The sequence below is a fragment of the Rhodopseudomonas sp. P2A-2r genome (genome assembly GCF_026015985.1).
Taxonomy (GTDB): Bacteria; Pseudomonadota; Alphaproteobacteria; order Rhizobiales; family Xanthobacteraceae; genus Tardiphaga.
Genome location: NZ_CP110389.1, coordinates 5,404,313 through 5,424,447 on the forward strand (window position 1 = coordinate 5,404,313; position 20,135 = coordinate 5,424,447).

The 20,135-nt window shown below is 65.0% G+C and carries 24 protein-coding genes and 1 pseudogene; 13 read left to right on the forward strand and 12 right to left on the reverse strand.

Annotation, left to right across the window (positions count from 1 at the left end):
• The first annotated feature begins 136 nt into the window (after positions 1-136).
• Positions 137-562 carry a hypothetical protein gene (locus ONR75_RS26035; RefSeq protein ID WP_265079793.1) on the forward strand — a complete coding sequence of 142 codons (426 nt, stop codon included), beginning with the start codon at positions 137-139 and terminating at the stop codon, positions 560-562.
• 336 nt (positions 563-898) lie between these two features.
• On the opposite strand, the gene ONR75_RS26040 is transcribed toward ONR75_RS26035, so the two are convergent.
• From ONR75_RS26040 to ONR75_RS26050, 3 genes are all read right to left on the reverse strand, one after another.
• The gene (locus ONR75_RS26040; protein WP_265079794.1) at positions 899-1,042 is read right to left on the reverse strand and encodes a hypothetical protein; all 144 of its coding nucleotides are present in this window, start codon (positions 1,040-1,042) and stop codon (positions 899-901) included.
• 109 nt (positions 1,043-1,151) lie between these two features.
• Complete coding sequence (locus tag ONR75_RS26045) at positions 1,152-1,634, reverse strand: MaoC family dehydratase (RefSeq protein WP_265079795.1); 483 nt, start codon at positions 1,632-1,634, stop codon at positions 1,152-1,154.
• 3 nt (positions 1,635-1,637) lie between these two features.
• Positions 1,638-2,096 carry a MaoC family dehydratase gene (locus ONR75_RS26050; protein ID WP_265079796.1) on the reverse strand — a complete coding sequence of 153 codons (459 nt, stop codon included), beginning with the start codon at positions 2,094-2,096 and terminating at the stop codon, positions 1,638-1,640.
• Positions 2,097-2,266: 170 nt separating this feature from the next.
• On the opposite strand from ONR75_RS26050, the gene ONR75_RS26055 reads away from it, so the two are divergent.
• The gene (locus ONR75_RS26055; RefSeq protein ID WP_265079797.1) at positions 2,267-2,560 is read left to right on the forward strand and encodes a DUF4282 domain-containing protein; all 294 of its coding nucleotides are present in this window, start codon (positions 2,267-2,269) and stop codon (positions 2,558-2,560) included.
• A gap of 175 nt (positions 2,561-2,735) precedes the next feature.
• On the opposite strand, the gene ychF is transcribed toward ONR75_RS26055, so the two are convergent.
• From ychF to ONR75_RS26070, 3 genes are read right to left on the reverse strand one after another with little or no spacing between them, the layout of a single operon-like run.
• Complete coding sequence (ychF, locus tag ONR75_RS26060; RefSeq protein ID WP_265079798.1) at positions 2,736-3,833, reverse strand: redox-regulated ATPase YchF; 1,098 nt, start codon at positions 3,831-3,833, stop codon at positions 2,736-2,738.
• Between the two features lie 8 nt (positions 3,834-3,841).
• The gene (pth, locus tag ONR75_RS26065) at positions 3,842-4,465 is read right to left on the reverse strand and encodes an aminoacyl-tRNA hydrolase (protein ID WP_265079799.1); all 624 of its coding nucleotides are present in this window, start codon (positions 4,463-4,465) and stop codon (positions 3,842-3,844) included.
• A 21-nt stretch (positions 4,466-4,486) separates the two neighbouring features.
• The gene (locus ONR75_RS26070; protein ID WP_265079800.1) at positions 4,487-5,239 is read right to left on the reverse strand and encodes a 50S ribosomal protein L25/general stress protein Ctc; all 753 of its coding nucleotides are present in this window, start codon (positions 5,237-5,239) and stop codon (positions 4,487-4,489) included.
• Positions 5,240-5,453: 214 nt separating this feature from the next.
• On the opposite strand from ONR75_RS26070, the gene ONR75_RS26075 reads away from it, so the two are divergent.
• Both ONR75_RS26075 and ONR75_RS26080 read left to right on the forward strand, forming a co-directional pair.
• On the forward strand, positions 5,454-5,648 hold the full coding sequence (locus ONR75_RS26075; RefSeq protein ID WP_265079801.1) for a type II toxin-antitoxin system HicA family toxin: 195 nt from the start codon (positions 5,454-5,456) through the stop codon (positions 5,646-5,648).
• On the forward strand, positions 5,648-5,854 hold the full coding sequence (locus ONR75_RS26080) for a type II toxin-antitoxin system HicB family antitoxin (protein WP_265079802.1): 207 nt from the start codon (positions 5,648-5,650) through the stop codon (positions 5,852-5,854). The genes ONR75_RS26075 and ONR75_RS26080 overlap by 1 nt, the downstream gene beginning before the upstream one ends.
• A 50-nt stretch (positions 5,855-5,904) precedes the next feature.
• Here the strand turns inward: ONR75_RS26080 and ONR75_RS26085 are convergent, their stop codons facing one another.
• The gene (locus tag ONR75_RS26085; protein WP_265079803.1) at positions 5,905-6,174 is read right to left on the reverse strand and encodes an accessory factor UbiK family protein; all 270 of its coding nucleotides are present in this window, start codon (positions 6,172-6,174) and stop codon (positions 5,905-5,907) included.
• A gap of 171 nt (positions 6,175-6,345) precedes the next feature.
• Here ONR75_RS26085 and lgt point away from each other — a divergent pair.
• From lgt to ONR75_RS26110, 5 genes and pseudogenes are all read left to right on the forward strand, one after another.
• Positions 6,346-7,192 (forward strand): annotated as a pseudogene (gene lgt, locus ONR75_RS26090) (prolipoprotein diacylglyceryl transferase).
• A gap of 1 nt (position 7,193) precedes the next feature.
• Positions 7,194-8,312: a class I SAM-dependent methyltransferase gene (locus ONR75_RS26095; RefSeq protein ID WP_265079804.1), complete on the forward strand. Its 1,119-nt coding sequence runs from the start codon at positions 7,194-7,196 to the stop codon at positions 8,310-8,312.
• Positions 8,313-8,328: 16 nt separating this feature from the next.
• Positions 8,329-9,075 carry a peptidoglycan editing factor PgeF gene (pgeF, locus tag ONR75_RS26100; protein ID WP_265083802.1) on the forward strand — a complete coding sequence of 249 codons (747 nt, stop codon included), beginning with the start codon at positions 8,329-8,331 and terminating at the stop codon, positions 9,073-9,075.
• Positions 9,076-9,245: 170 nt separating this feature from the next.
• Entirely contained in the window at positions 9,246-9,890 is a 645-nt protein-coding gene (locus ONR75_RS26105; RefSeq protein ID WP_265079805.1) for a hypothetical protein, read from the forward strand.
• A gap of 154 nt (positions 9,891-10,044) precedes the next feature.
• Positions 10,045-10,998, forward strand: coding sequence for a ribose-phosphate pyrophosphokinase (locus ONR75_RS26110; protein WP_265079806.1), 954 nt, complete (start codon positions 10,045-10,047; stop codon positions 10,996-10,998).
• Positions 10,999-11,205: 207 nt separating this feature from the next.
• On the opposite strand, the gene ONR75_RS26115 is transcribed toward ONR75_RS26110, so the two are convergent.
• On the reverse strand, positions 11,206-11,733 hold the full coding sequence (locus tag ONR75_RS26115) for a 6,7-dimethyl-8-ribityllumazine synthase (RefSeq protein WP_265079807.1): 528 nt from the start codon (positions 11,731-11,733) through the stop codon (positions 11,206-11,208).
• A gap of 450 nt (positions 11,734-12,183) precedes the next feature.
• Between ONR75_RS26115 and ONR75_RS26120 the strand changes: the two genes are divergently transcribed.
• From ONR75_RS26120 to proC, 3 genes are all read left to right on the forward strand, one after another.
• Positions 12,184-12,684, forward strand: coding sequence for a YbjN domain-containing protein (locus ONR75_RS26120; protein WP_265079808.1), 501 nt, complete (start codon positions 12,184-12,186; stop codon positions 12,682-12,684).
• Positions 12,674-13,126 carry a GNAT family N-acetyltransferase gene (locus ONR75_RS26125; RefSeq protein WP_265079809.1) on the forward strand — a complete coding sequence of 151 codons (453 nt, stop codon included), beginning with the start codon at positions 12,674-12,676 and terminating at the stop codon, positions 13,124-13,126. The genes ONR75_RS26120 and ONR75_RS26125 overlap by 11 nt, the downstream gene beginning before the upstream one ends.
• A 71-nt stretch (positions 13,127-13,197) precedes the next feature.
• Positions 13,198-14,031, forward strand: a complete 834-nt coding sequence (gene proC / locus ONR75_RS26130; protein WP_265079810.1) for a pyrroline-5-carboxylate reductase — start codon at positions 13,198-13,200, stop codon at positions 14,029-14,031.
• 161 nt (positions 14,032-14,192) lie between these two features.
• Here the strand turns inward: proC and ONR75_RS26135 are convergent, their stop codons facing one another.
• The 3 genes from ONR75_RS26135 to ONR75_RS26145 all read right to left on the reverse strand — a co-directional run bounded on the left by ONR75_RS26135 (position 14,193) and on the right by ONR75_RS26145 (position 17,103).
• Positions 14,193-15,581: an ATP-binding protein gene (locus ONR75_RS26135; RefSeq protein ID WP_265079811.1), complete on the reverse strand. Its 1,389-nt coding sequence runs from the start codon at positions 15,579-15,581 to the stop codon at positions 14,193-14,195.
• A gap of 240 nt (positions 15,582-15,821) precedes the next feature.
• Entirely contained in the window at positions 15,822-16,544 is a 723-nt protein-coding gene (locus ONR75_RS26140; RefSeq protein WP_413776391.1) for a response regulator, read from the reverse strand.
• 7 nt (positions 16,545-16,551) lie between these two features.
• Positions 16,552-17,103, reverse strand: a complete 552-nt coding sequence (locus ONR75_RS26145; protein ID WP_265079812.1) for a MarR family winged helix-turn-helix transcriptional regulator — start codon at positions 17,101-17,103, stop codon at positions 16,552-16,554.
• A gap of 282 nt (positions 17,104-17,385) precedes the next feature.
• Between ONR75_RS26145 and ONR75_RS26150 the strand changes: the two genes are divergently transcribed.
• Positions 17,386-18,498 carry a branched-chain amino acid aminotransferase gene (locus ONR75_RS26150; protein ID WP_265079813.1) on the forward strand — a complete coding sequence of 371 codons (1,113 nt, stop codon included), beginning with the start codon at positions 17,386-17,388 and terminating at the stop codon, positions 18,496-18,498.
• Between the two features lie 222 nt (positions 18,499-18,720).
• Here ONR75_RS26150 and ONR75_RS26155 read toward each other — a convergent pair whose 3' ends face one another.
• Entirely contained in the window at positions 18,721-20,115 is a 1,395-nt protein-coding gene (locus tag ONR75_RS26155; RefSeq protein ID WP_265079814.1) for an MATE family efflux transporter, read from the reverse strand.
• Between the last annotated feature and the right edge of the window lie 20 nt (positions 20,116-20,135).

Genomic DNA, 20,135 nt, shown 5'->3' on the forward strand with positions numbered 1-20,135 from the left:
GCGATCATGCAAAGAACGGGAGCGCGCCGCACATTGGCCGCGATCTCGTCAAATTCAGCTGCCCAGATAGTAAACTGAGTTTGTCGTGCGGGGGACAATCCGCGCTCGCTAGATGCGAACCAGCAAGGAAGAGCCGATGAATGCAATACTTTCCGAAAAAACTGAATCGACCGTGGACAGCGATCTCGCCGCCGTCTCCGAAGTCGAGGCAGGGATCCGCGATTTCGTGCGCAACGACGTCGCCTATCTGCGCCGCCCGGTGCCGGGCATGCTGAACACACCGGGCAGCACCGACCTGCCGCTGGAGGCCAGCACCGAGGCCACCGTCAACAGCGTCAACTCGCTGATCCAGCGGGTCGCCGGCACCTCGCTCACCGAGATCGAAAACCTGGTGGCGGAGCTGGAAAGCCTGCGCGACCTGCTGCATGCCGAAGGGCAGCGCGTGCAACGCGAAATCTCGGGCTATGCCCAGCTCAGCCAGGCGGCCATGAAATCCACCCGGCTGATTGCCGACAATGTCGCGCAATGGAAGCGCACGGCGGACAATCTGCGCCAGCCCTGAGCGACCTCCGGGTCCACGAAGAAAACCGCCGGCTCCGTGGGGATCGCGGCGGTTTTCTTTTGAATCCAATTGAACGCAATTTGTTCCAGCCGCGACCAAGCCCTGATGCGCGCAACGCAGCCGCAGTCCTTGTTGGGGGCAAACGATCGTGCAAACCATTCGGCCGAACACAACAGATCCGATCCCGCACCGGCCGTCGTCGCCCAGGATGGGAACGATTATCGTCCGATTCGTCGGCCTTCTGGTGATTGCGGTGGGGCTGCTGGCCTGGGCGTGGAGCCGCTGATGGACCGGCTCACGCAATGCCGCTCGCGCGACATGGTTAGCAAAGTCTGACTAGCGGCCGGCGACCGGGGCGTTGTCCAGCGAGTAGCCGCCGTCGGCATAACCCTTCACCACCATTCCCGTGACCAGCATCACTGCCAGCGTGATGCTGGCAAAGATGAAGCCTACAAATTTCAGTCCGGTGCGGTCAGCCATTGTCATCCCCAAAGCGTATTCAGTCATCGTAGCGTAAGTATCAAGACACTCTCGCAAGGTTCAGAACGCGTTAACGCGCGCCCTGTTCCCTTGAAGAAAATTGGATTGGTTAACCAGCGTCGCTCCGGCGCGGCACGAACGCCGTCGCCATGAAAGTCATCACCTGTTCGCCGTGCTGGTTGGTGACGATGTTGCGGGCCTGGACGATGCCCCAGCCCGGCCGCGTCGCGGTCGCGCGCACGGTCTCCACCTGGTTGGCGTAGCTGATCGTATCACCTGCCCTTACCGGCTTCAGCCAGCGCAACTCGCGAAACCCCGGCGACGGCCCCCATGTCGCCACCGTCTCGCCGGCGGCAATCTGCGCCGCGGTCTCCCGTTGGCCGTCGGCCACCAGCAGCTTCATGCCTACCGCCGCGACGTGCCAGCCCGACGCGACAAGCCCGCCGAACAGCGATCGTCGACCGGCGTCCTCGTCGAGATGAAACGGCTGCGGGTCGAACTGGGCAGCGAACTTCTTGATCAGCTCGGCGGTGAAGGTGAACGATCCCAGTTCGCGCCGATGGCCCACTTTGATGTCTTCGAGAAATCGCATCGCTCAACCCTGGTCCATTGCAGCGGCGCGGCCAATGATGATCGGCGCGACCATCTCCGCCACGGCCTGCCCGGCGGCGTTGCGCGTGCTGCACTTGAATGTCACGATTCCGGTCTCGGGACGGCTCTGCGACGGTCGCGCTTCCAGCACCTCAACATCCATCGTGAGGTCGTCGCCGGGCCGAAACGGCGCCAGCCAGCGCATCTCGTTGACGCCGGGCGAGCCCATCGACGCGGTGTTGTGCAGGAAGCCGTCGAACATCATCCGCATCATCAGCGCACACATGTGCCATCCGGATCCTGCGAGGCCCTTGAGCATCGACTTGCTGGCGGCGGCTTCGTCGAGATGCATCGGCTGCGGATCGAATTCCGTGGCAAACGCGATGATCTCTTCGCGCGTCACATGGCGCGGCCCGAATGTGCCGAAATGTCCCGGCGGGAAATCTTCGAATGTCATGGTCATGATGGGAATTGCCGGTGAGGAGGCCTGATTGTGGCCGCTATTTGCGTCATTCTCAAGCAACGCGGTCGCATGGCCTGCCCGCGATCTTGCCCGCAACAACCTTCAGCGATAGTGCCTGTACGGCCAGATTTTTGCATGTCACTTTCGCTGAATCGCCAGGAGAGCGTTCGATGTTCGAGTTTCGAGATCTTTTTCAGTGGGACCGTTTCATCACGCCCACGATCATCAAGACGTTTTACTGGCTGATCATCGTGCTGATCCTGTTGTTCGGCGTCTCCGGCGTTTTCTCCGGCCTCGCCGCCATGGCCATCAGTCCGTTCGGCGGATTCATTATCGTTCTGTCGAGCATCGCCAGCGTCGTCGTCGGCATCGTCTTCTCGCGTATCGCCGCCGAATTCATCCTTATCGTCTTTCGTATCAACGAGCATCTCGGCGCCATTCGCGACCAGGGCCAGGTGCATTGAACTATCGTATGCATCGTGTCCCGGACGCGCTGCGTCATTCTGAGGCGATGCGCTTGCATCGCCGCCATGCCGCTGCGCAGATCCGGGATCCAAGTAACTTCTTTGCAAGAACCGTGGCCCCGGATCTGCGGCGCACCGCTTCGCGCTGCGCAGCGTCCGGGGAACAGATCAGCGTTTAGTTATTGAACCGGAAGTGCAGCACGTCGCCGTCGGCGACCACGTATTCCTTGCCTTCCAGCCGCAGCTTGCCGTTATCGCGCGCGCCGGATTCGCCGCCGAAGGCGATGTAGTCGTCATAGGCGATGGTCTCGGCGCGGATGAAACCTTTCTCGAAATCGGTATGGATTACCGCCGCCGCCTGCGGTGCCTTGGTGCCACGGGTGATGGTCCAGGCGCGGGCTTCCTTCGGACCGACGGTGAAATAGGTGATCAGCTTCAGCAGCTGATAGCCGGCGCGGATCAGCTTATCGAGGCCGGCTTCTTCGAGACCCAGGGTCTCCAGGAATTCGGCGCGCTCGGCGCGCGACAGGGTGGCTATCTCGGATTCGATCTTGGCGGAGATGGCAACGGCGACGGCACCCTCTTTCGCGGCATGCTCGGCCACCAGCTTCGAATAGGCGTTGCCTGTGCCGGCGGAGCCTTCCTCGACGTTGCAGACATAGAGCACCGGCTTCGAGGTCAACAGGCCGAGCATGCCGAAGGCACGCTCCTCTTCCGGCTTGCGCTCGAGGAAGCGCGTCGGCTTGCCTTCGCGCAGCAGCACCAGCGCGCGCTGCACCAGGTCGAGCTGGTCCTTGGCGTCCTTGTCGTTTCCCTTGGCCTTCTTGGTCAGGTTGTCGACGCGCTTCTCGCAGGAGTCGAGATCGGCCAGCATCAGTTCGGTCTCGATGATCTCGATGTCGGCGAGCGGATCGATCTTGCCTTCCACATGCGTGATGTCGTCATCGACGAAGCAACGCACCACATGCGCCACGGCATCGACCTCGCGGATGGTCGCAAGGAACTGGTTGCCGAGGCCTTCGCCCTTGGAAGCGCCCTTCACCAGGCCGGCGATGTCCACGAAGGTCAGCCGCGTCGGGATGATCTGCTGCGATTTGCCGGCGGCGGCCAGCTTGTCGAGCCGCGGATCGGGCACAGCGACTTCGCCGACATTCGGCTCGATGGTGCAGAACGGATAGTTCGCCGCCTGCGCGGCCGCCGTTTCCGTCAGCGCATTGAACAGCGTCGATTTGCCGACATTCGGCAGCCCGACGATACCGCATTTGAATCCCATGACCTGTCCTAAATCTTCGACGGCTTCGCGATGACGCCGTTGTCGTCTTTCGACGTGAAACCCTTGGCCTGCATCGTCAGATGCACCTTGTTCTGAAAGTTGGAGTCGCGATCCACCGCCAGCAGCCCGGCATTGTCGGCCACCGCGTCGATCAGCGCCTCCAGCGCCGGCCGCTCGCTCTTGGCAAAGTCGCTGAGCACGTGGTTATGCACCAGTTCCTTGACGCCGGGATGGCCGATACCCAGCCGCACCCGGCGATATTCGTTGCCGACATGGGCGGAGATCGAGCGCAACCCGTTGTGGCCGGCGATACCGCCGCCGACCTTCACGCGCACCTTGCCGTACGGCAATTCCAGCTCATCGTGGAACACCGCGATCTCGGCCGGCGTCAGCTTGAAGAAAGCAGCGGCTTCCTGCACCGCGCGCCCGGAGTCGTTCATGAACGTCAGCGGGCGCAGCAGGATCACGCGTTCGCGCTCCAGCGTGCCTTCCGAGGTCTCGCCCTGAAAGCGGCGGCGCCACGGTGCAAAACCGTGACGCCGTGCCAACTCGTCGACAACCATGAACCCGATATTGTGCCGGTTGCCCTGGTATTTCGCGCCAGGGTTTCCGAGACCAACAAAGAGTCGCACGGCGCGGTTGTCCGCGGTCTCTTACTTCTTCTTCGCGGGAGCCGCAGGCGCCTTGGCGGCGGCGGCAGGCGCCTTGGCACCGGCTGCGGGAGCCTTAGCACCGGCTGCGGGAGCCTTGGCACCAGCGGCAGGAGCCTTGGCACCAGCTGCGGCAGCTGCGGGCGCAGCAGCAGCACCAGCGGCAGGCGCGGCGGATTCTTCGCCATAGCCCGACGGCGGCACGATGGTGACCAGGGTCACGTCCTCGGCGCTCTTCAGCGTCTTGACGCCCTTCGGCAAGGCGATGTCCGACATGTGCAGCGAGCCGCCGATGTCGAGCTGGCCGACGTCGGCTTCGACGAACTGCGGAATGCTGTCGGCCTCGGCTTCGAGTTCGAGCGTGTGGGTGACGACGTTGATGGTGCCGCCGCGCTTCACGCCCGGAGCGGTTTCCGCATTCTTCAGATGCAGGGGAACGCTGACGCGGATGGTGGCGCCGACGCCGAGGCGCAGGAAGTCCACATGCAGCGGGAAGTCCCTGACGGGATCGAGAGCGAAGTCGCGCGGAATCACGCGGTGCTTCGCGCCATCGAGCTCGATGTCGTAGATGGTGGTCAGGAAACGGCCGGCCAGAATGCGCTGGCGCAGCTCGGCATCATCGACCGAGATCGACACGGGGGGCTTGTTGTCACCATAGATCACACCCGGCACTCGGCCGGCGCGCCGTACAGCCCGTGCGGCCCCCTTGCCGCCTGCCGAACGTACGGTCGCCTTCAATTCCTTGACGGAAGCCATCGTTTAAGTCCTTGTTTTCAAAAAGTTAAAGGCCGCAACGCGGCCCGTTTCGTCGTCGCAGCAAGCCTCCAGGGGTGCGGGGGCTGCAGACGTGCCGGGCTTTTAGCCCCAAAGGGGCGAAAACACAAGGAAACGTGGGGGAATTTTGCGGTTTGTACCCGGTATCCGGCGCGGGATAGGATTGCTCCATACCCTATCAGGTTCCGGGCCGGCGATGAAAGTTCGCGACGCCATCCGCATGATCGAGGACGACGACTGGTTTCTGGTCGCCACGCGGCGAAGCCGTCGGCAATATAAGCATTTGCTGAAGCCAGGCCGCGTTACGATCGCCGGTCACCTCTCCGATGACCTTGCACCGGGGACGTTTGCCAGTATCTTAAAACAAGCTGGCCTGAAGGAGCGACGCTGATGCGCTACGCGGTCGTGATCGAGAAGGCTGACGGCAATTATTCTGCCTATGTGCCGGACCTGCCCGGTTGTATTGCGACAGGAGAAAGCGTGAAAGCCGTCGAAATCGAGATCCGCGACGCGATCCGTTTTCATATCGACGGCCTGAAGGATGATGGCCTTCCGGTGCCGGCGCCGACCAGCATTGCGGAATACGTCGAGACCTGAGGGGGCCGGCAACCGCGGTCAATGCCCGGCCTTGGCCGTGGCGCTTCGTGTCAGATGCTCGGTGCCTCACCTGCCCCGAGCTTCGCTTCCAGCGCCGCGATACGCGCCTTCAGCGCCTCGTTCTCCTCGCGGGCGAGGCGCGCCATGTCCTTCACCGCCTCGAATTCCTCGCGCTTGACGATGTCGAGATCGCGCAGGATCTTCTCGGCCTGGTTGCGCACGACGGTGTCGACCTCGCGCTTGACGCCCTGGGCAGCCCCGGCGGCATCGTTCATCAGGCGGCCGATCTCGTCGAAAAACCGATTATTGGTCTGGGTCATGGTCGCGGAACTCCGGTCGGCGGCAACTGATGCCTGACAATGGCGATCCCGGCGGCGCAGATCAAGCCCGCGGCCCCCGGCAGGTGCGCCCCGCGCCACAGGCCCCGCCAAATTCGTCGCAAATGCCTGCTAGTGCTTTACCGCCGCGGCTTTGAATCGTAAGTCCAGACGATGCACTTTCTCGCCATCACCTTTCCCGTCTTCGATCCCGTCGCCATCGCGCTCGGTCCCATCGTGATCCGCTGGTACGCGCTGGCCTATATCGGCGGCATCGTGCTCGGCTGGGCCTATGCCCGCGCGCTGATCAAGCGCGAGCGGCTGTGGGGCGGCCCCTCGCCGATCTCGCTGCTCGATTTCGACGATTTCATCCTGTGGGTGACGCTGGGCATTATTGTCGGCGGCCGCACCGGTTATGTGCTGTTCTACAATCTCGACTTCTTCGTCGCCCATCCCGCCGAGATCCTCGAGCTGTGGAAGGGCGGCATGTCGTTCCATGGCGGCTTCATGGGCTGTGTGGTCGCGGTGATGGCGTTCTGCTGGAAGCGTAGCCTGCCGGTGCTGTCGCTCGGCGACCTCACCTGCGCGGTCGGGCCGATCGGGCTGCTGCTCGGGCGGCTGGCCAACTTCATCAACAGCGAATTGTGGGGCCGGCCGGCCGACGCCAGCGTGCCCTGGGCCATGGCGTTCCCCAATGGCGGGCCGCTGCCGCGCCATCCCAGCCAGCTCTACGAGGCCGGCCTGGAAGGCATCGTGCTGTTCACCATCCTGGCGCTGATGATCCGCGCCGGCGCGCTGAAGCGCCCCGGCCTGATCCTCGGCAGTTTCATCTTTTTATGCGCTGGCGCGTATCGTCGGCGAATTCTTCCGTGAGCCGGACCCGCAACTGGGATTCCTGTGGGGCGGTCTCACCATGGGCATGCTGCTGTCGCTGCCGATGATTGTGGTTGGACTTGTTGTGATGATCACCGCCTGGCGCAGACCGCCGCTGCGGCCCGAGCCGAATTTGACAAGAGCATGATGTGACCGAGTCCTCACCGCTGCAGGATGAAATCAAGCGCCTGATCAAGTCCGCCGGACCGATGCCGGTATGGCGTTACATGCAGCTGTGCCTGACCCATCCGCAATACGGCTACTACGTCTCGCGCGATCCGCTGGGGCGCGAGGGTGACTTCACCACCGCGCCTGAAGTCAGCCAGATGTTCGGCGAGTTGCTGGGCCTGTGGGCCGCGTCGGTGTGGCGCGCGATCGGCTCGCCGCCGCTGCTGCACCTGATCGAGCTCGGCCCCGGCCGCGGCACCATGATGGCCGACGCGCTGCGCGCGTTGCGCGTGTTGCCGCCGCTGTACCAGGCGCTGAACATTCATCTGGTCGAGATCAACCCGGTGTTGCGCGAGAAGCAGAAGGCGACCCTGCAGGGCGCCCGCAACGTACAGTGGCACGACAGCATCGACAGCGTGCCGGCCGGCCCCTCGGTGATCCTCGCCAACGAATATTTCGACGTGCTGCCGGTGCACCAGGCCATCAAGCGCGACACCGGCTGGCACGAGCGCACGGTGGAGATCACCGACGACGGCCGGCTGCAGTTCGGCGCCTCCGCCGATCCGATCCCGCGCTTCGAACAGCTGCTGCCGCCACTGGTGCGCGCGGCGCCAGTGGGCGCGGTGTTCGAATGGCGCCCCGATGTCGAGATGATGAAGATCGCCAGCCGCGTCCGCGACGACGGCGGCGCCGCGCTGATCATCGATTACGGCCATCTGCGCTCCGACGCCGGCGACACCTTCCAGGCCATCGCCCGCCACAGCTTCACCGATCCGCTGAAAAACCCCGGCCAGGTCGACGTGACCGCCCATGTGGACTTCCAGGCGCTCGGCCGTGCCGCCGAGGACGTCGGCGCCCGCGTGCACGGCCCGGTGACCCAGGGCGATTTTCTGAGACGGCTGGGCATCGAGACCCGCGCGCTGACGCTGATGGCCAAGGCAAGCGTGGAGGTGTCGGAGGATATTTCCGGCGCCCTGAAACGCCTGACGGATTCCGGCCGCGGCGGCATGGGCTCGATGTTCAAGGTGATCGGCATCGCCGATCCCGCCATCCCCAACCTGGTGGCGCTCAGCGACGACACCGAGGCAACCGCATCATGAGCATTGCATCCCCCTGCTGGCGTCGACACCGGGCCTGCGCCACATCTTTTTCAGCCGCGACGGCGGCGTCTCCGAAGGCATCTATGCCGGCCTCAACGGCGGCCTCGGCTCCAGTGACGATCCTGCCCATGTGCTGGAAAACCGGCGGCGCATGGCGGTACGGATGGCCGTCGAGCCGCAGCATTTCCTGACCGCCCACCAGATCCACTCGGCCGACGTGGCCGTCGCCAAAACGCCGTGGGACAACGCGACGCGACCGCGCGCTGACGCCATCGTCACCGCGGTCGCTGGGCTGACGATTGGCGTCACCACCGCCGATTGCGGCCCGGTGCTGTTCGCCGACCCCAAGGCGCGCGTCATCGGCGCGGCGCATGCCGGCTGGAGAGGCGCCCTCAACGGCGTGCTGGAATCCACCATTCAAGCCATGGAAGACCTCGGCGCCGCCCGCGCCAACATGGTGGCGGCGATCGGGCCGCTGATCCGCCAGCCCAGCTACGAGGTCGGCGCCGAGTTCGTCGACAATTTCCTCGCGGCCGATGCCGGTTACGCCGGGTTCTTCGGTGCGTCGACGCAAGAAAACCACGCGATGTTCGATCTTGCCGGCTTTATCAAAATGCGGCTGCAGCGGGCCGGAGTGAGCGAGATCGACGATATCGGCATCGATACCTACGCCGACGAGCGCTTCTACAGCTATCGCCGCTCGGTCCATCGCCGCGAGTCCGACTATGGCCGCCAGATCCACGCCATCGTGTTGGAACCCTGATCTCTCCGGAAGTGCTTCAAGTTCAAAGCAAAATATCCGCGTGCCCGGAGCGGTTCGGTCACCTTGCGGGACATCGTGTCCGGGCTGCCCTAGACCTTAACGCATTTTAACGATATCGCTCGACCCATCGGATGGCCTGCTGACGGCCGTCGTCGAAGTCGGGACGTTGCATGCGCCTTGCCACACTGACAGCCAACCGAAGCGCACCGCGCCTTGCGCGCGCCGTGCTGGTGCTGGCGGCGCTGTGCGGGCTCGGCAGTTCGCTGGGCGGTTGCGCCAATGTCGGCAGCGCCGGCGGCCCCTCCAATGCGCAGGCCAGCATGGGCAGCCCGACCGGCGCCACCGTGGCCTTCGACTCCATCGACGGGCCGCCGCCGCAGCTGTTCGACCGCCTGGTCAGCCAGCTCGACAGCGAAGCGCGATTGCGCAACCTCGCTGTTGTTTCGCGACAGGATCCCGCTGCCTATCGGGTGCGCGGATACCTTGCGGCGCAGATCCGCGGCGGCAAGACCACCATCGCCTGGGTCTGGGACGTCTATGACCGCGACCAGCAACGCGCGCTGCGCCTGTCCGGCGAGGAGCCCACCGGCAAGGCCGGCCGCGATGCCTGGGCCAATGTGGATGACGTGGTGCTGCGCAGGGTCGCGCAATCCGGCCTCACCGGGCTGAGCAACATGATCAACGGGACCGCACCGGAGGTTGCACCCGCTGCTCCCGCACCGCGCGGCGACGGGCCGGCGATTGCCAGCGCCGACGACCTGGTGCCGCATTCGACGGCAGTCGCCGAAAGCACACTAAGCTTCAGCGCGCGTTAACGATCAAACCCTGAATTTGCGCAGGAAAACCGCGCCCAACGGGTTGCCAGCAGAGGCCCGTCCTTGATATCACCTCGCTCGTTCAATCCAGCGAGTCCATGGGTAATCCGATATGCTGAACGTTGTGTCCACCAAGACCCGGGGAGACGCGTCGATGTCGGCCAAGAACGGCTCCATCAAACTGGTCGCCGGCAATTCCAACCCGGCGCTGGCGCTGGAGATTGCCAACTGGCTTGAATTGCCGCTGACCAAGGCCAGCGTCCGGCGCTTCGCCGACATGGAAATCTTCGTCGAGATCCAGGAAAACGTCCGCGGCTCCGACATCTACATTATCCAGTCGACATCGTTCCCGACCAACGACCACCTGATGGAATTGCTGATCATCACCGACGCGCTGCGCCGCGCCTCGGCGCGCCGCATTACCGCTGTGGTGCCGTATTTCGGTTACGCGCGGCAGGACCGCAAGGTCGGCTCGCGCTCGCCGATCTCCGCCAAGCTGGTGGCCAACCTGATCACCCATGCCGGCGTCGATCGCGTCATGACCCTCGACCTCCACGCCGGCCAGATCCAGGGCTTCTTCGATATCCCGGTGGACAATCTCTTTGCCTCGCCGGTGATGGTGCGCGACATCAAGGAAAAATTCGACCTCACCAAGGTGATGGTGGTCTCGCCCGACGTCGGCGGCGTGGTGCGCGCCCGCGGCCTCGCCAAGCGCATCAACGCGCCGCTGGCGATCGTCGACAAGCGCCGCGAACGTGCCGGCGAGTCCGAAGTGATGAATGTGATCGGCGAGGTCGAAGGCTACACCTGCATCCTGATCGACGACATCGTCGACTCCGGCGGTACGCTGGTCAACGCCGGCGACGCGCTGCTCGCCAACGGTGCCACGGATGTCTACGCCTACATCACCCACGGCGTGTTGAGCGGCGGCGCCGCGGCGCGCATCGCCGGCTCCAGGCTAAAGGAACTGGTGATCACCGACTCGATCCAGCCCACCGACGCCGTGGTCAAGGCGCCGAACATCCGCGTGCTGTCGATCGCCTCGCTGATCGGCGAAGCCATCGCCCGCACCGCCGCGGAAGAGTCGGTCTCTAGCCTGTTCGACTGAAACCAAGTCGCGCACTTTTCCCCCTCCCCCAGCAAAGCGAAGCTTTGCGCAGCGGGAGAGGGTGCCTTCGCAAAGCGAAGGCGGGAGAGGGCAAGACACACACGTAAGCCCCCTCTCCCCGTCTCAATCTCGCTTCGCTCGTTTGAGCCCCTCTCTCCCACGTTCGCGCAGCTGCGCTGCGCGCGGGGGAGAGGGGAAGAAAGAGTCCTACACAATCCCCGCCGCCACCTGACCGCGCAGCCGCTCGAGGCTGAGCAGGGTATTGGCGCAGGCTGCGGCCACCTCCACTCCCTTGGTGGCAAAATGCTGGCGCAGGAACTCCACACTCTCGTCAGTTGTGACGAGTTCTTCCGGCGTCACCACCGCGGAGAACACCGGCACCTCGGTGCGCAGCTGCACCTCCATCAGCGCCTTGATCACAGTATCGGCGACATAGCCGCGCACACCGCTGTCAACCACCAGGCCGGCGGCCACGATCGCAGTGTAGCGTCGGGTCTTGGCGAGGATCTGCACATGCAGCGGGAGTTCGAACGAGCCCGGCACCTCGAACAGGTCAACCTGGGAGGGCTGGATATGCCGCACCTCGATCTCCGCCAGGAACGACAGCCAGCACGGCGTGACGATGTCGCGATGCCACGACGATTGCACGAAGGCAACGCGCTGCGGCTTGGCGAAGCGTGGATGAGCGACGCCGGCAGCTTCGGCTTCGGAGGCGTCGGGCGCGATCTCGTTCATTGGATTTGCTCTCGGTGACCATCGGCAGGCTTTCCGGAACTATGCCGAAACCCTGCCGGCGCAGCAACCACCATCCACAGGATGAGCGGCATCGCGCCGTTCGCGCTTGCGCCCGTCGCACGGACTCACTTTGCATTGCCCGAATCAAATGGTTAACGCGTCAAACCAGACTCGTGCCGCGTGAGCGCGACACCCGGGACTCGCATGCCGGGAATCCGATTCCGGTTTGTTCTCATCGCGATGCGATGAGCTGTGGATGATGTCATGTTTGCCTGTGGATGGATTCGCAGTGCCGTTGCGCCGATTCCGCAAATCACATCACTTCAAACTCGCAAGCTCCGAAGTAACGGAGACTGCAGCAAGCAGCGGCACACCGAGATTGTTGCGTATCGGCCTGCCGCGCGTATCAGCAAATTTGGGCGTATCCCACAAAGGCAAGGTCGAGACGGCATGTCCCTCCTCGAAGGCACTATCGATTCACGCAACAACCCGCTCGCCGTGGTGGAAGACATCGCCACCGATCACGACTGGTCGTTCGAGCGTTCCGGCGAGGATGAAGTCACGATCATCTCGAAGGGCGACTGGACCGACTATCAACTCTCCTTCACGTGGATGAACGAGATCGAGGCGCTGCATCTGGCCTGCGCCTTCGACATGAAGATCCCGACTGCGCGCCGCGCCGAGGTGCAGCGGCTGATCGCCGCGATCAACGAGCAGATGTGGGTCGGCCATTTCGATATCTGGACTCACACCGGCATGATCATGTTCCGGCAGGCCCTGGTACTGCCCGACGGCCTCACCGCCACCACCGCGCAATGCGAAGCCATGCTGGTCGGCGCCATCCATGCCTGCGAGCGCTACTATCCGGCGATGCAATTCGTGGTGTGGGCCGGCAAGTCGGCGTCGGAGGCGATGTCCGCGGCCATGTTCGATACCATGGGTGAGGCGTAAGCTGACCATGACGACGCCGCAGCCGACCATTGTCGTTCCCGCCAAACCGAACGACAGCCACCGCGATGTCGTGGTGAAGGCGCTGATGGACTACAACGACAAGTCGGTCGGGCCGTCCGGCTATCAGCCGCTGGCGATCCTGATCAACGATCCGGTCACCGGCGAGCCGGCCGGCGGGCTGTGGGGCAAGACCGCCTACAACTGGTGCTTCGTCGAACTGTTCGTGATCCCCGAGCGATTCCGCGGCCAGGATCTCGGCGCCAGGGTGCTCGCCCAGGCCGAAGACATCGCGCGCGAACGCGGCTGCGTCGGCGTGTGGCTCGACACCTACTGGTTTCAGGCCCGCGCGTTCTACGAGAAGCAGGGCTACGAAGTGTTCGGCGCACTCGACGATTATCCGCGCGGCGGGGCGCGGTTCTTTATGAAAAAGAGCCTGGTCTAGCCCGCTGCGGGCTACCCTGCGGCATTTGCGGTGATATGGTCCCGGCGTATTTCGCTCCTCGGGATTTCGCTATGACCTCATCGACTACGCAAGCGCTCACTCATATCACCGGCCCTATCGTGCTGGCCGGCGCCGGCAAGATGGGCGGCGCGCTGCTCACCGGCTGGCTGGCGCAGGGCCTCGACGGCGGCGACGTCGCGGTGATCGATCCGTTCCCGTCCGATGACATCAAGGCGCTCTCCGCGCGCGGCGTGCGTATCAACCCCCTCGCCGCCGAGGTCGGCGCCGTCTCCACGCTCGTCGTCGCCGTGAAACCGCAGATGTTTCGCGAGACCGGCGCGATGCTCAGATCATTCGCCGGCCCGGACACGCTGGTGATCTCGATCATGGCCGGTACGCCGATCAAGACCATTTCCGATGTGTGCGACGGCAAGGTGGTGCGGGCGATGCCCAATACGCCGGCGGCGATCGGCCGCGGCATAACCGTGGCGGTCGCCGCGAGCGATGTCAGCAAAGCGCAGCGCGCCACCACCGACGCACTGCTGCGCGCCACCGGCGCAGTGGAATGGGTGGATGACGAGGCGCTGATGGATGCGGTCACCGCCGTGTCCGGCTCGGGGCCGGCCTATGTGTTCCTGCTGGCCGAAGAACTGGCCCGCGCCGGCGTCGCCGCCGGCCTGCCGCCCGAACTCGCGACAAAGCTGGCGCGCGCCACCGTGTCCGGCTCCGGCGAGTTGCTGCACCGCTCGGAACTGGACTCCGCGACCTTGCGGAAGAACGTCACCTCGCCCGGCGGCACCACGGCGGCTGCGCTTGAGGTGTTGATGGGCGCGGATGGCTTCCAACCGCTGCTGGAGCGCGCGGTGGCGGCTGCGACCAAGCGGTCGCGGGAATTGGCGAAGTAGCAATCGCAAACTCACACGCCGTCATCCTGAGGTGCTCGCCGACTTCGGCGAGCCTCGAAGGATGCGGACGCAAGCGCTGGCAGCGCATCCTTCGAGGCCGTCGCAAGAGCGACGGCCTCGAAGGATGACGTTGGCGTGTGTGAAGAAAACGAAATCGCCAACTACACCGGCACCCGCACCGTTGCGCGCAAGCCGCCCATCGGGCTGTCACCGAGCGTGATGTCGCCGCCATGGGAGCGCGCGATGTCGCGGGCGATGGCAAGGCCGAGACCGGTGCCGCCTTCGTCCTGGTTGCGGGCGTCATCGAGCCGCAAAAACGGCTTGAACACCTCTTCGCGCATGTCGGCGGGAATGCCGGGGCCGTCGTCGTCGATAGTCACCGTCAGATAGCGATGGTCGCGATGCCCGGTGATGGCGATGGCGTTGGCGTGACGTGCTGCGTTCGAGACGAGGTTGCCGAGGCAGCGCTTGAACGAGGCCGGCTTCACCGTGACCACCGGCAGGCCATGGAATTGCACGGTGGCCGCATGGCCGTTGCGCTCGGCGTCGCTGCGCAACTCCTCCAGCGCCGCCGCCATGTCGGTGGGCTGCGCCTGCTCGCCCGAGTCACCACGCGCGAAGGCCAGATAGGCCTCCAGCATGCCGGCCATCTCGTCGACATCCTTGCGCATGTCGTCGATTTCCGGGCTGTCGCCGAGCAGCGCCAGCTCCAGCTTGAAGCGGGTGAGGATGGTGCGCAGGTCGTGGCTGACGCCGGCGAGCATCGCAGTGCGCTGCTCGATTGAGCGCTCGATGCGCGCCTTCATCTCGATGAAGGCATTGGCAGCGCGCCGCACCTCGCGGGCGCCGCGCGGCCGGAAGTTCGGCGCCTCGCGGCCCTTGCCGAAGCTCTCAGCGGCATCCGCCAGCCGCAGGATCGGGCGGATCTGATTGCGCAGGAACAGGATCGCGACGATCAGCAGAATCGATGAAGTACCGATCATCCAGAACAGGAAGATCTCCGAATTCGACGCATAGGCGGCGCTGCGCTGCGCGAAGATCCGCATCACCGCGCCGTCGAGCTGGATGCGGATCTCCACCACATTGGAGCGGCCGACGGTGTCGATCCAGAACGGCCGCGCGATCTGCCGGCCGATCTGCACCGACAGCGCCTGGTCGAGCAGCGAGAAGAACGGCTTCGGGCCCGGCGCCGGCAAATCGCCGGTCGGCAGGAAGTCCACCACCAGGCCGAGCCGTTGCTGGGCGATAGTGCGCAGCTGGGTGCGATCCTTGTCCTGCGGATAGACTGAATAGACATCGATCAGCGCCGCGATGTCCTGCACCACTGCCTGCGACAACCGCCGCGTCACCGTGTTCCAGTGCCGCTCCATGAACACGAAGGCGACCACTGACTGCAGGATCACCATCGGCACGATCATGATCAGCAGCGCGCGGGCATACAGCCCCTTGGGCATGAAGCTGTTGAAGCGGCGGCCCATCCAGCCATTGGCCGCGGAGACGCGCCGCCCTGCGGTGCGGATCAGCGTGAGGCTGGTGTCGAGGGTACTCATGGGCGGGCCCCAAACGCAGACGTCACCTCGCCCCGCTTGCGGGGAGAGGTCGGAGCCTGAGCGCAGCGAAGGCTCTGGGTGAGGGGAGCCAGCGAGTGAAACGCCGACTCCCCCTCACCCGCCTCGAACGCGCTTCGCGCCTTCGAGACGACCTCTCCCCGCCTAGCGAAGCTTCGCTTCGCGCGGCGGGGCGAGGTGAAGCAAGGTCGCTTCGGGCAAATGGATCGCCTTGGAGAAAGTTCACGGCGCCGCGACCAGGCGATAGCCGATGCCGCGCACCGCCTGCAGGAACAGCGGATTGGCGGGATCGAGCTCGATCTTGCGGCGCAGCCGGTTGATCTGCACGTCCACCGCGCGCTCGTTGACGGTGCCGTCGCCGCCGGTCAGCGCGCCCCGCGGCACGGTCTCGCCGGGCGCGGCGGCCAGCACGCGCAGCATCTCGCGCTCGCGGTCGGTGAGATGAACGATCTCCTCGCCGTGGCGCAGCTCGCCGCGCTCCAGGTGATAGATGTACGGCCCGAAGGCGATCGACTCCAGCCGCTCGACCGGCGCCGGGGCGCTGCGCTTGAGGATATTGCCGATGCGCAGCACCAGTTCGCGCGGCTCGAACGGCTTTGCGACATAGTCGTCGGCGCCGATTTGCAGGCCCTCAATGCGCGCCTCAGCCTCGTGGCGTGCGGTGAGCATGATGATCGGCACGGCCGACGAGGTGCGGATGAAGCGCGCCAGTTCGAAGCCGGTCTCGCCGGGCATCATCACGTCGAGGATCAGCATGTCGAAGTTCAGCCCGAGCAGCTTGGCGCGGGCATCCTTGGCGCTCGCGGCGGTCGTGACGCGATAGCCCTCGCCGGCCAGGAAGCGCGACAGCAAGTCGCGGATACGCCGGTCATCGTCGACCAGCAGCAGGTGCGGCGCGTCGTCCGACGGCTGCGGCGTTCGTTTGGCAGCGAGGTTCAGCATCATTCCCTTGCTATCCCGCGGTTCGTTCGGGCCCGGCCCCGAGGATGCCCTGCAGCACCTTGTCGGGATCGCCGCGATCAATCATTCCGATCAGAAAGCGGTTCACCGCCTCGACCTCCGCCGGCTTGAAGTCCCGCAGCGCCCGCGTGATGCGATCGGTCTGCAGGCCTGCCAGTTGCGCCACCAGCGCTTCGCCCTTGGCGGTGGCGAAAAGAAGACGCTGCCGCCGGTCGGCGGCGCCGGCCTTCTGGACGATATACCCTTCGTCGAGCAATTGCTTCAGAACCCGGCCCAGCGACTGCTTGGTGATGCGCAGCACGTCGAGCAGGTCGGCCACTTTCAGCCCGGGATAGCGGTAGACGAAATGGACCACGCGGTGATGCGCCCGGCCGAAGCCGAAGGCATCCAGCACGTGATCGGGATCGCCGACGAAGTCGCGATAGGCGAAGAACAACAGCTCGATGACGTCCCAGCGCGGTTTCGGCGCCCCATCCGGGGACGGCCCGCCAGCGACCGCGTCAGGCGATCGTGAAGCGGCGTTCTTGAAATTTATGTCAGGCATATTGACATATCTTGGGTTCAATCTTACAAAACGACCCATCGCGACGAAATATTAGAACCTTCGCCGCGCGGCGGTCAGAAACGCCCGATACAACGGATACGCAGCCTGGCTGCGCATCCACCACCGGCGATTGTCGCGTGACAACCGTCTCACCATACTGAATTTCGCGTCATCCGCAAAAGCGGGTGACCGGCAACAATACTGTGTTGCAGAGCGCGAAGTGAGCGTAGAAACACCGACGCTGCCGCCCAGCCGCTGCGCCGCAAGCCAGGAGTTAGGTCCATGGGAATTTCGTTCGACAAAATCGATGGCGCGGCCTTGCTGAAGTTCGACGTTCAGCCCGAAGCAAATCCGGTGACCGAAGAGCATCGCGCGGCAAAGCTGGTGAACCCCGGCTTCGGCCGGGTCTTCACCGAACACATGGCGATCGTCCGCTACAACGAGGTGGAAGGCTGGCATGGCGCGCGCATCGGGTCCCGCGCCAGTTTCCCGCTCGACCCGGCCACCGCCGTTCTGCACTACGCGCAGGAGATTTTCGAAGGCCTGAAGGCCTACCGGCGCGACGACGGCGGCGTGAACCTGTTCCGCCCCGACGCCAATGCCCGGCGTTTCAGGAACTCGGCCGAGCGCATGGCGATGGCGCCGCTGCCCGAACCGACCTTCGTCGAAGCCGTCGAGCAACTCGTGCGCATCGACAGCGCCTGGATTCCAGGTGGCGAAGGCAGCCTCTATCTGCGGCCGTTCATGATCGCCAGCGAGATCTTCCTCGGTGTGAAGCCCTCGGCGGAGTACATCTTCGCCGTCATCGCCTCCCCGGTCGGCTCCTATTTCAAGGGCGGCCCGGCGCCGGTGTCGATCTGGGTGTCGGAGAACTACACGCGCGCCTCGGTCGGCGGCACCGGCGCCGTCAAGTGCGGCGGTAATTACGCCGCGAGCCTGCGCGCGCAGGCCGAAGCCATCGATCACGGCTGCGACCAGGTGGTTTTCCTCGATGCGCTGGAGCGCCGCTACATCGAGGAGCTCGGCGGCATGAACGTGTTCTTCGTGTTCGACGACGGCTCGCTCTCGACGCCGCCGCTCGGCACCATCCTGCCCGGCATCACCCGCGATTCGATCATCGCGCTGGCGCGCGACGCGGGCCGGACGGTGCGCGAGGAGGCCTACACGATCCAGCAGTGGCGCGCCGATGCCGCCAGCGGCAAGTTGAAAGAGGCGTTCGCCTGCGGCACCGCCGCGGTGATCTCGCCGATCGGCACGGTGCGCTCCGCGAGCGGCGACTTCACCATCAACGGCGGCGTCGCCGGCGAGGTCGCGATGGGCCTGCGCAAGCAGCTGGTCGATATCCAGTACGGCCGCGCGCCCGACCCGCATAACTGGATCCGCAAGGTGATCTGAGCGAAAGCGCCTCTTCTTCCCCTCTCCCCGGCGCCGCGCAGCGGCGTTGGTGGGAGAGGGTGGATCGAAGGCGCGAAGCGCATTCGAGCCGGTAGAGGGAGCTCTTGTTTCCGAGTGAGTGCGCCCCCTCTCCCGTCTTCGCTTCGCGAAGCCACCCTCTCCACCTTCGCGCAGCTTCGCTGCGCGCGGGAGAGGGAAAGACAACAGCGTTCGCGGCGGCAACTACACTCCCACCAGCCCGAGCCGCGCCCGCTGCGTCCATCGCCTGATCATCATGATCGCGACCACGACGAGCCCGGCGGCCAGCCCGATCCAGATGCCGACGCCGCCGAAGCCGAGCTGGAAGGCGAACAGCAGGCTGAGCGACATGCCGAATCCCCAATAGCCGAGCAGCGCGAACAGCATCGGCATCCTGGTATCCTGCAGGCCGCGCAGCATGCCGGCGCCGACCGACTGCGCGCCGTCGGCGATCTGGAACACGGCGGCGCAAAACAGGAACGACACCGCGAAATTGACGACGGCAGCGTTTGCGGCGTCGCCCGTGTCGATGAAGGCGCCGATCAGCGTCCGCGGCGCCAGGATCATCAGCGCGCTCATGGAGGCCATGAAGACAATGGCAAGCGCGAAGGCGGTCCAGCCGGCGCGCGTGACGCCATCGCGGTCGCCGGCGCCGTGGGCGCGGCCGACCCGCACCGTGGCCGCCTGGCTCAGGCCCATGGGCACCATGAAGGTGACCGAAGCGATCTGGATCGCGATGGTATGCGCAGCGATCGCTGCAGTGCCGAACTGGCCCATCAGGAACACCGCGGCATTGAACACCGTGATCTCGAACGCCATGGTCGCGCCGATCGGCAGGCCGAGCCGCCACAGTTTCAGGAAGCGCGGCCAGTCGGCGCGCCACCAGCGCCCGAACAGATGGTAGCGGCGGAATCTGCTGTTGAAGCTGACCACCACCGCGAAGGCGACGAACAGAAACAGGTTCGACAGCGTGGTGGCGAGGCCGGAGCCGCGAAGCCCCAGCGCCGGCAAGCCGAGATGACCGAACACCAGAACCCAGTTCGCGACAATGTTGAAGGCAATGGTGACGGCGGTCACCACCAGTGCCCACGTCGGCCGCTGCAGCGCTGCCACGAAAGAGCGCAGCGCAATGAACCCAAGTGTCGGCAGAAAGCCCCATTGCAGCAGGCGCACGAAGGTCTGCGCGTCGGCCGCCGCCTGCGGCTCCTGGCCGAACAGCAGCAGAACCTGTTCCGTGTGCCACAGCACGATCCACGCCGGCACCGAAATGATGACGGCCGACCACAGACCCTGCCGGAACGTGCGCCGGATATCGCGCACCACATGCAGCTTGCGGCCCACGGCGTCCGCCATCATCGGCGACGTCGCGGTGATGAGGCCGATGGCGAAGATCAGGATCGCCAGATACAGGTTCACGCCGAGCGCCGCGGCCGCCAAGGCCGAGGCGCCCAGCCGGCCCAGCACCAGCACGTCGGTGGTGGTCAGCGCGATCTGCGCCAGATTCGTCAGCACCAACGGCCAGCCGAGCGCCAGCATCGCGCGGAACTCGCCGAGCCAGGCCGCGCGCGTAAAAGCTTGGGATTTATCCGTGCTCAACATGAGGAGCTTGTAGGACGGGC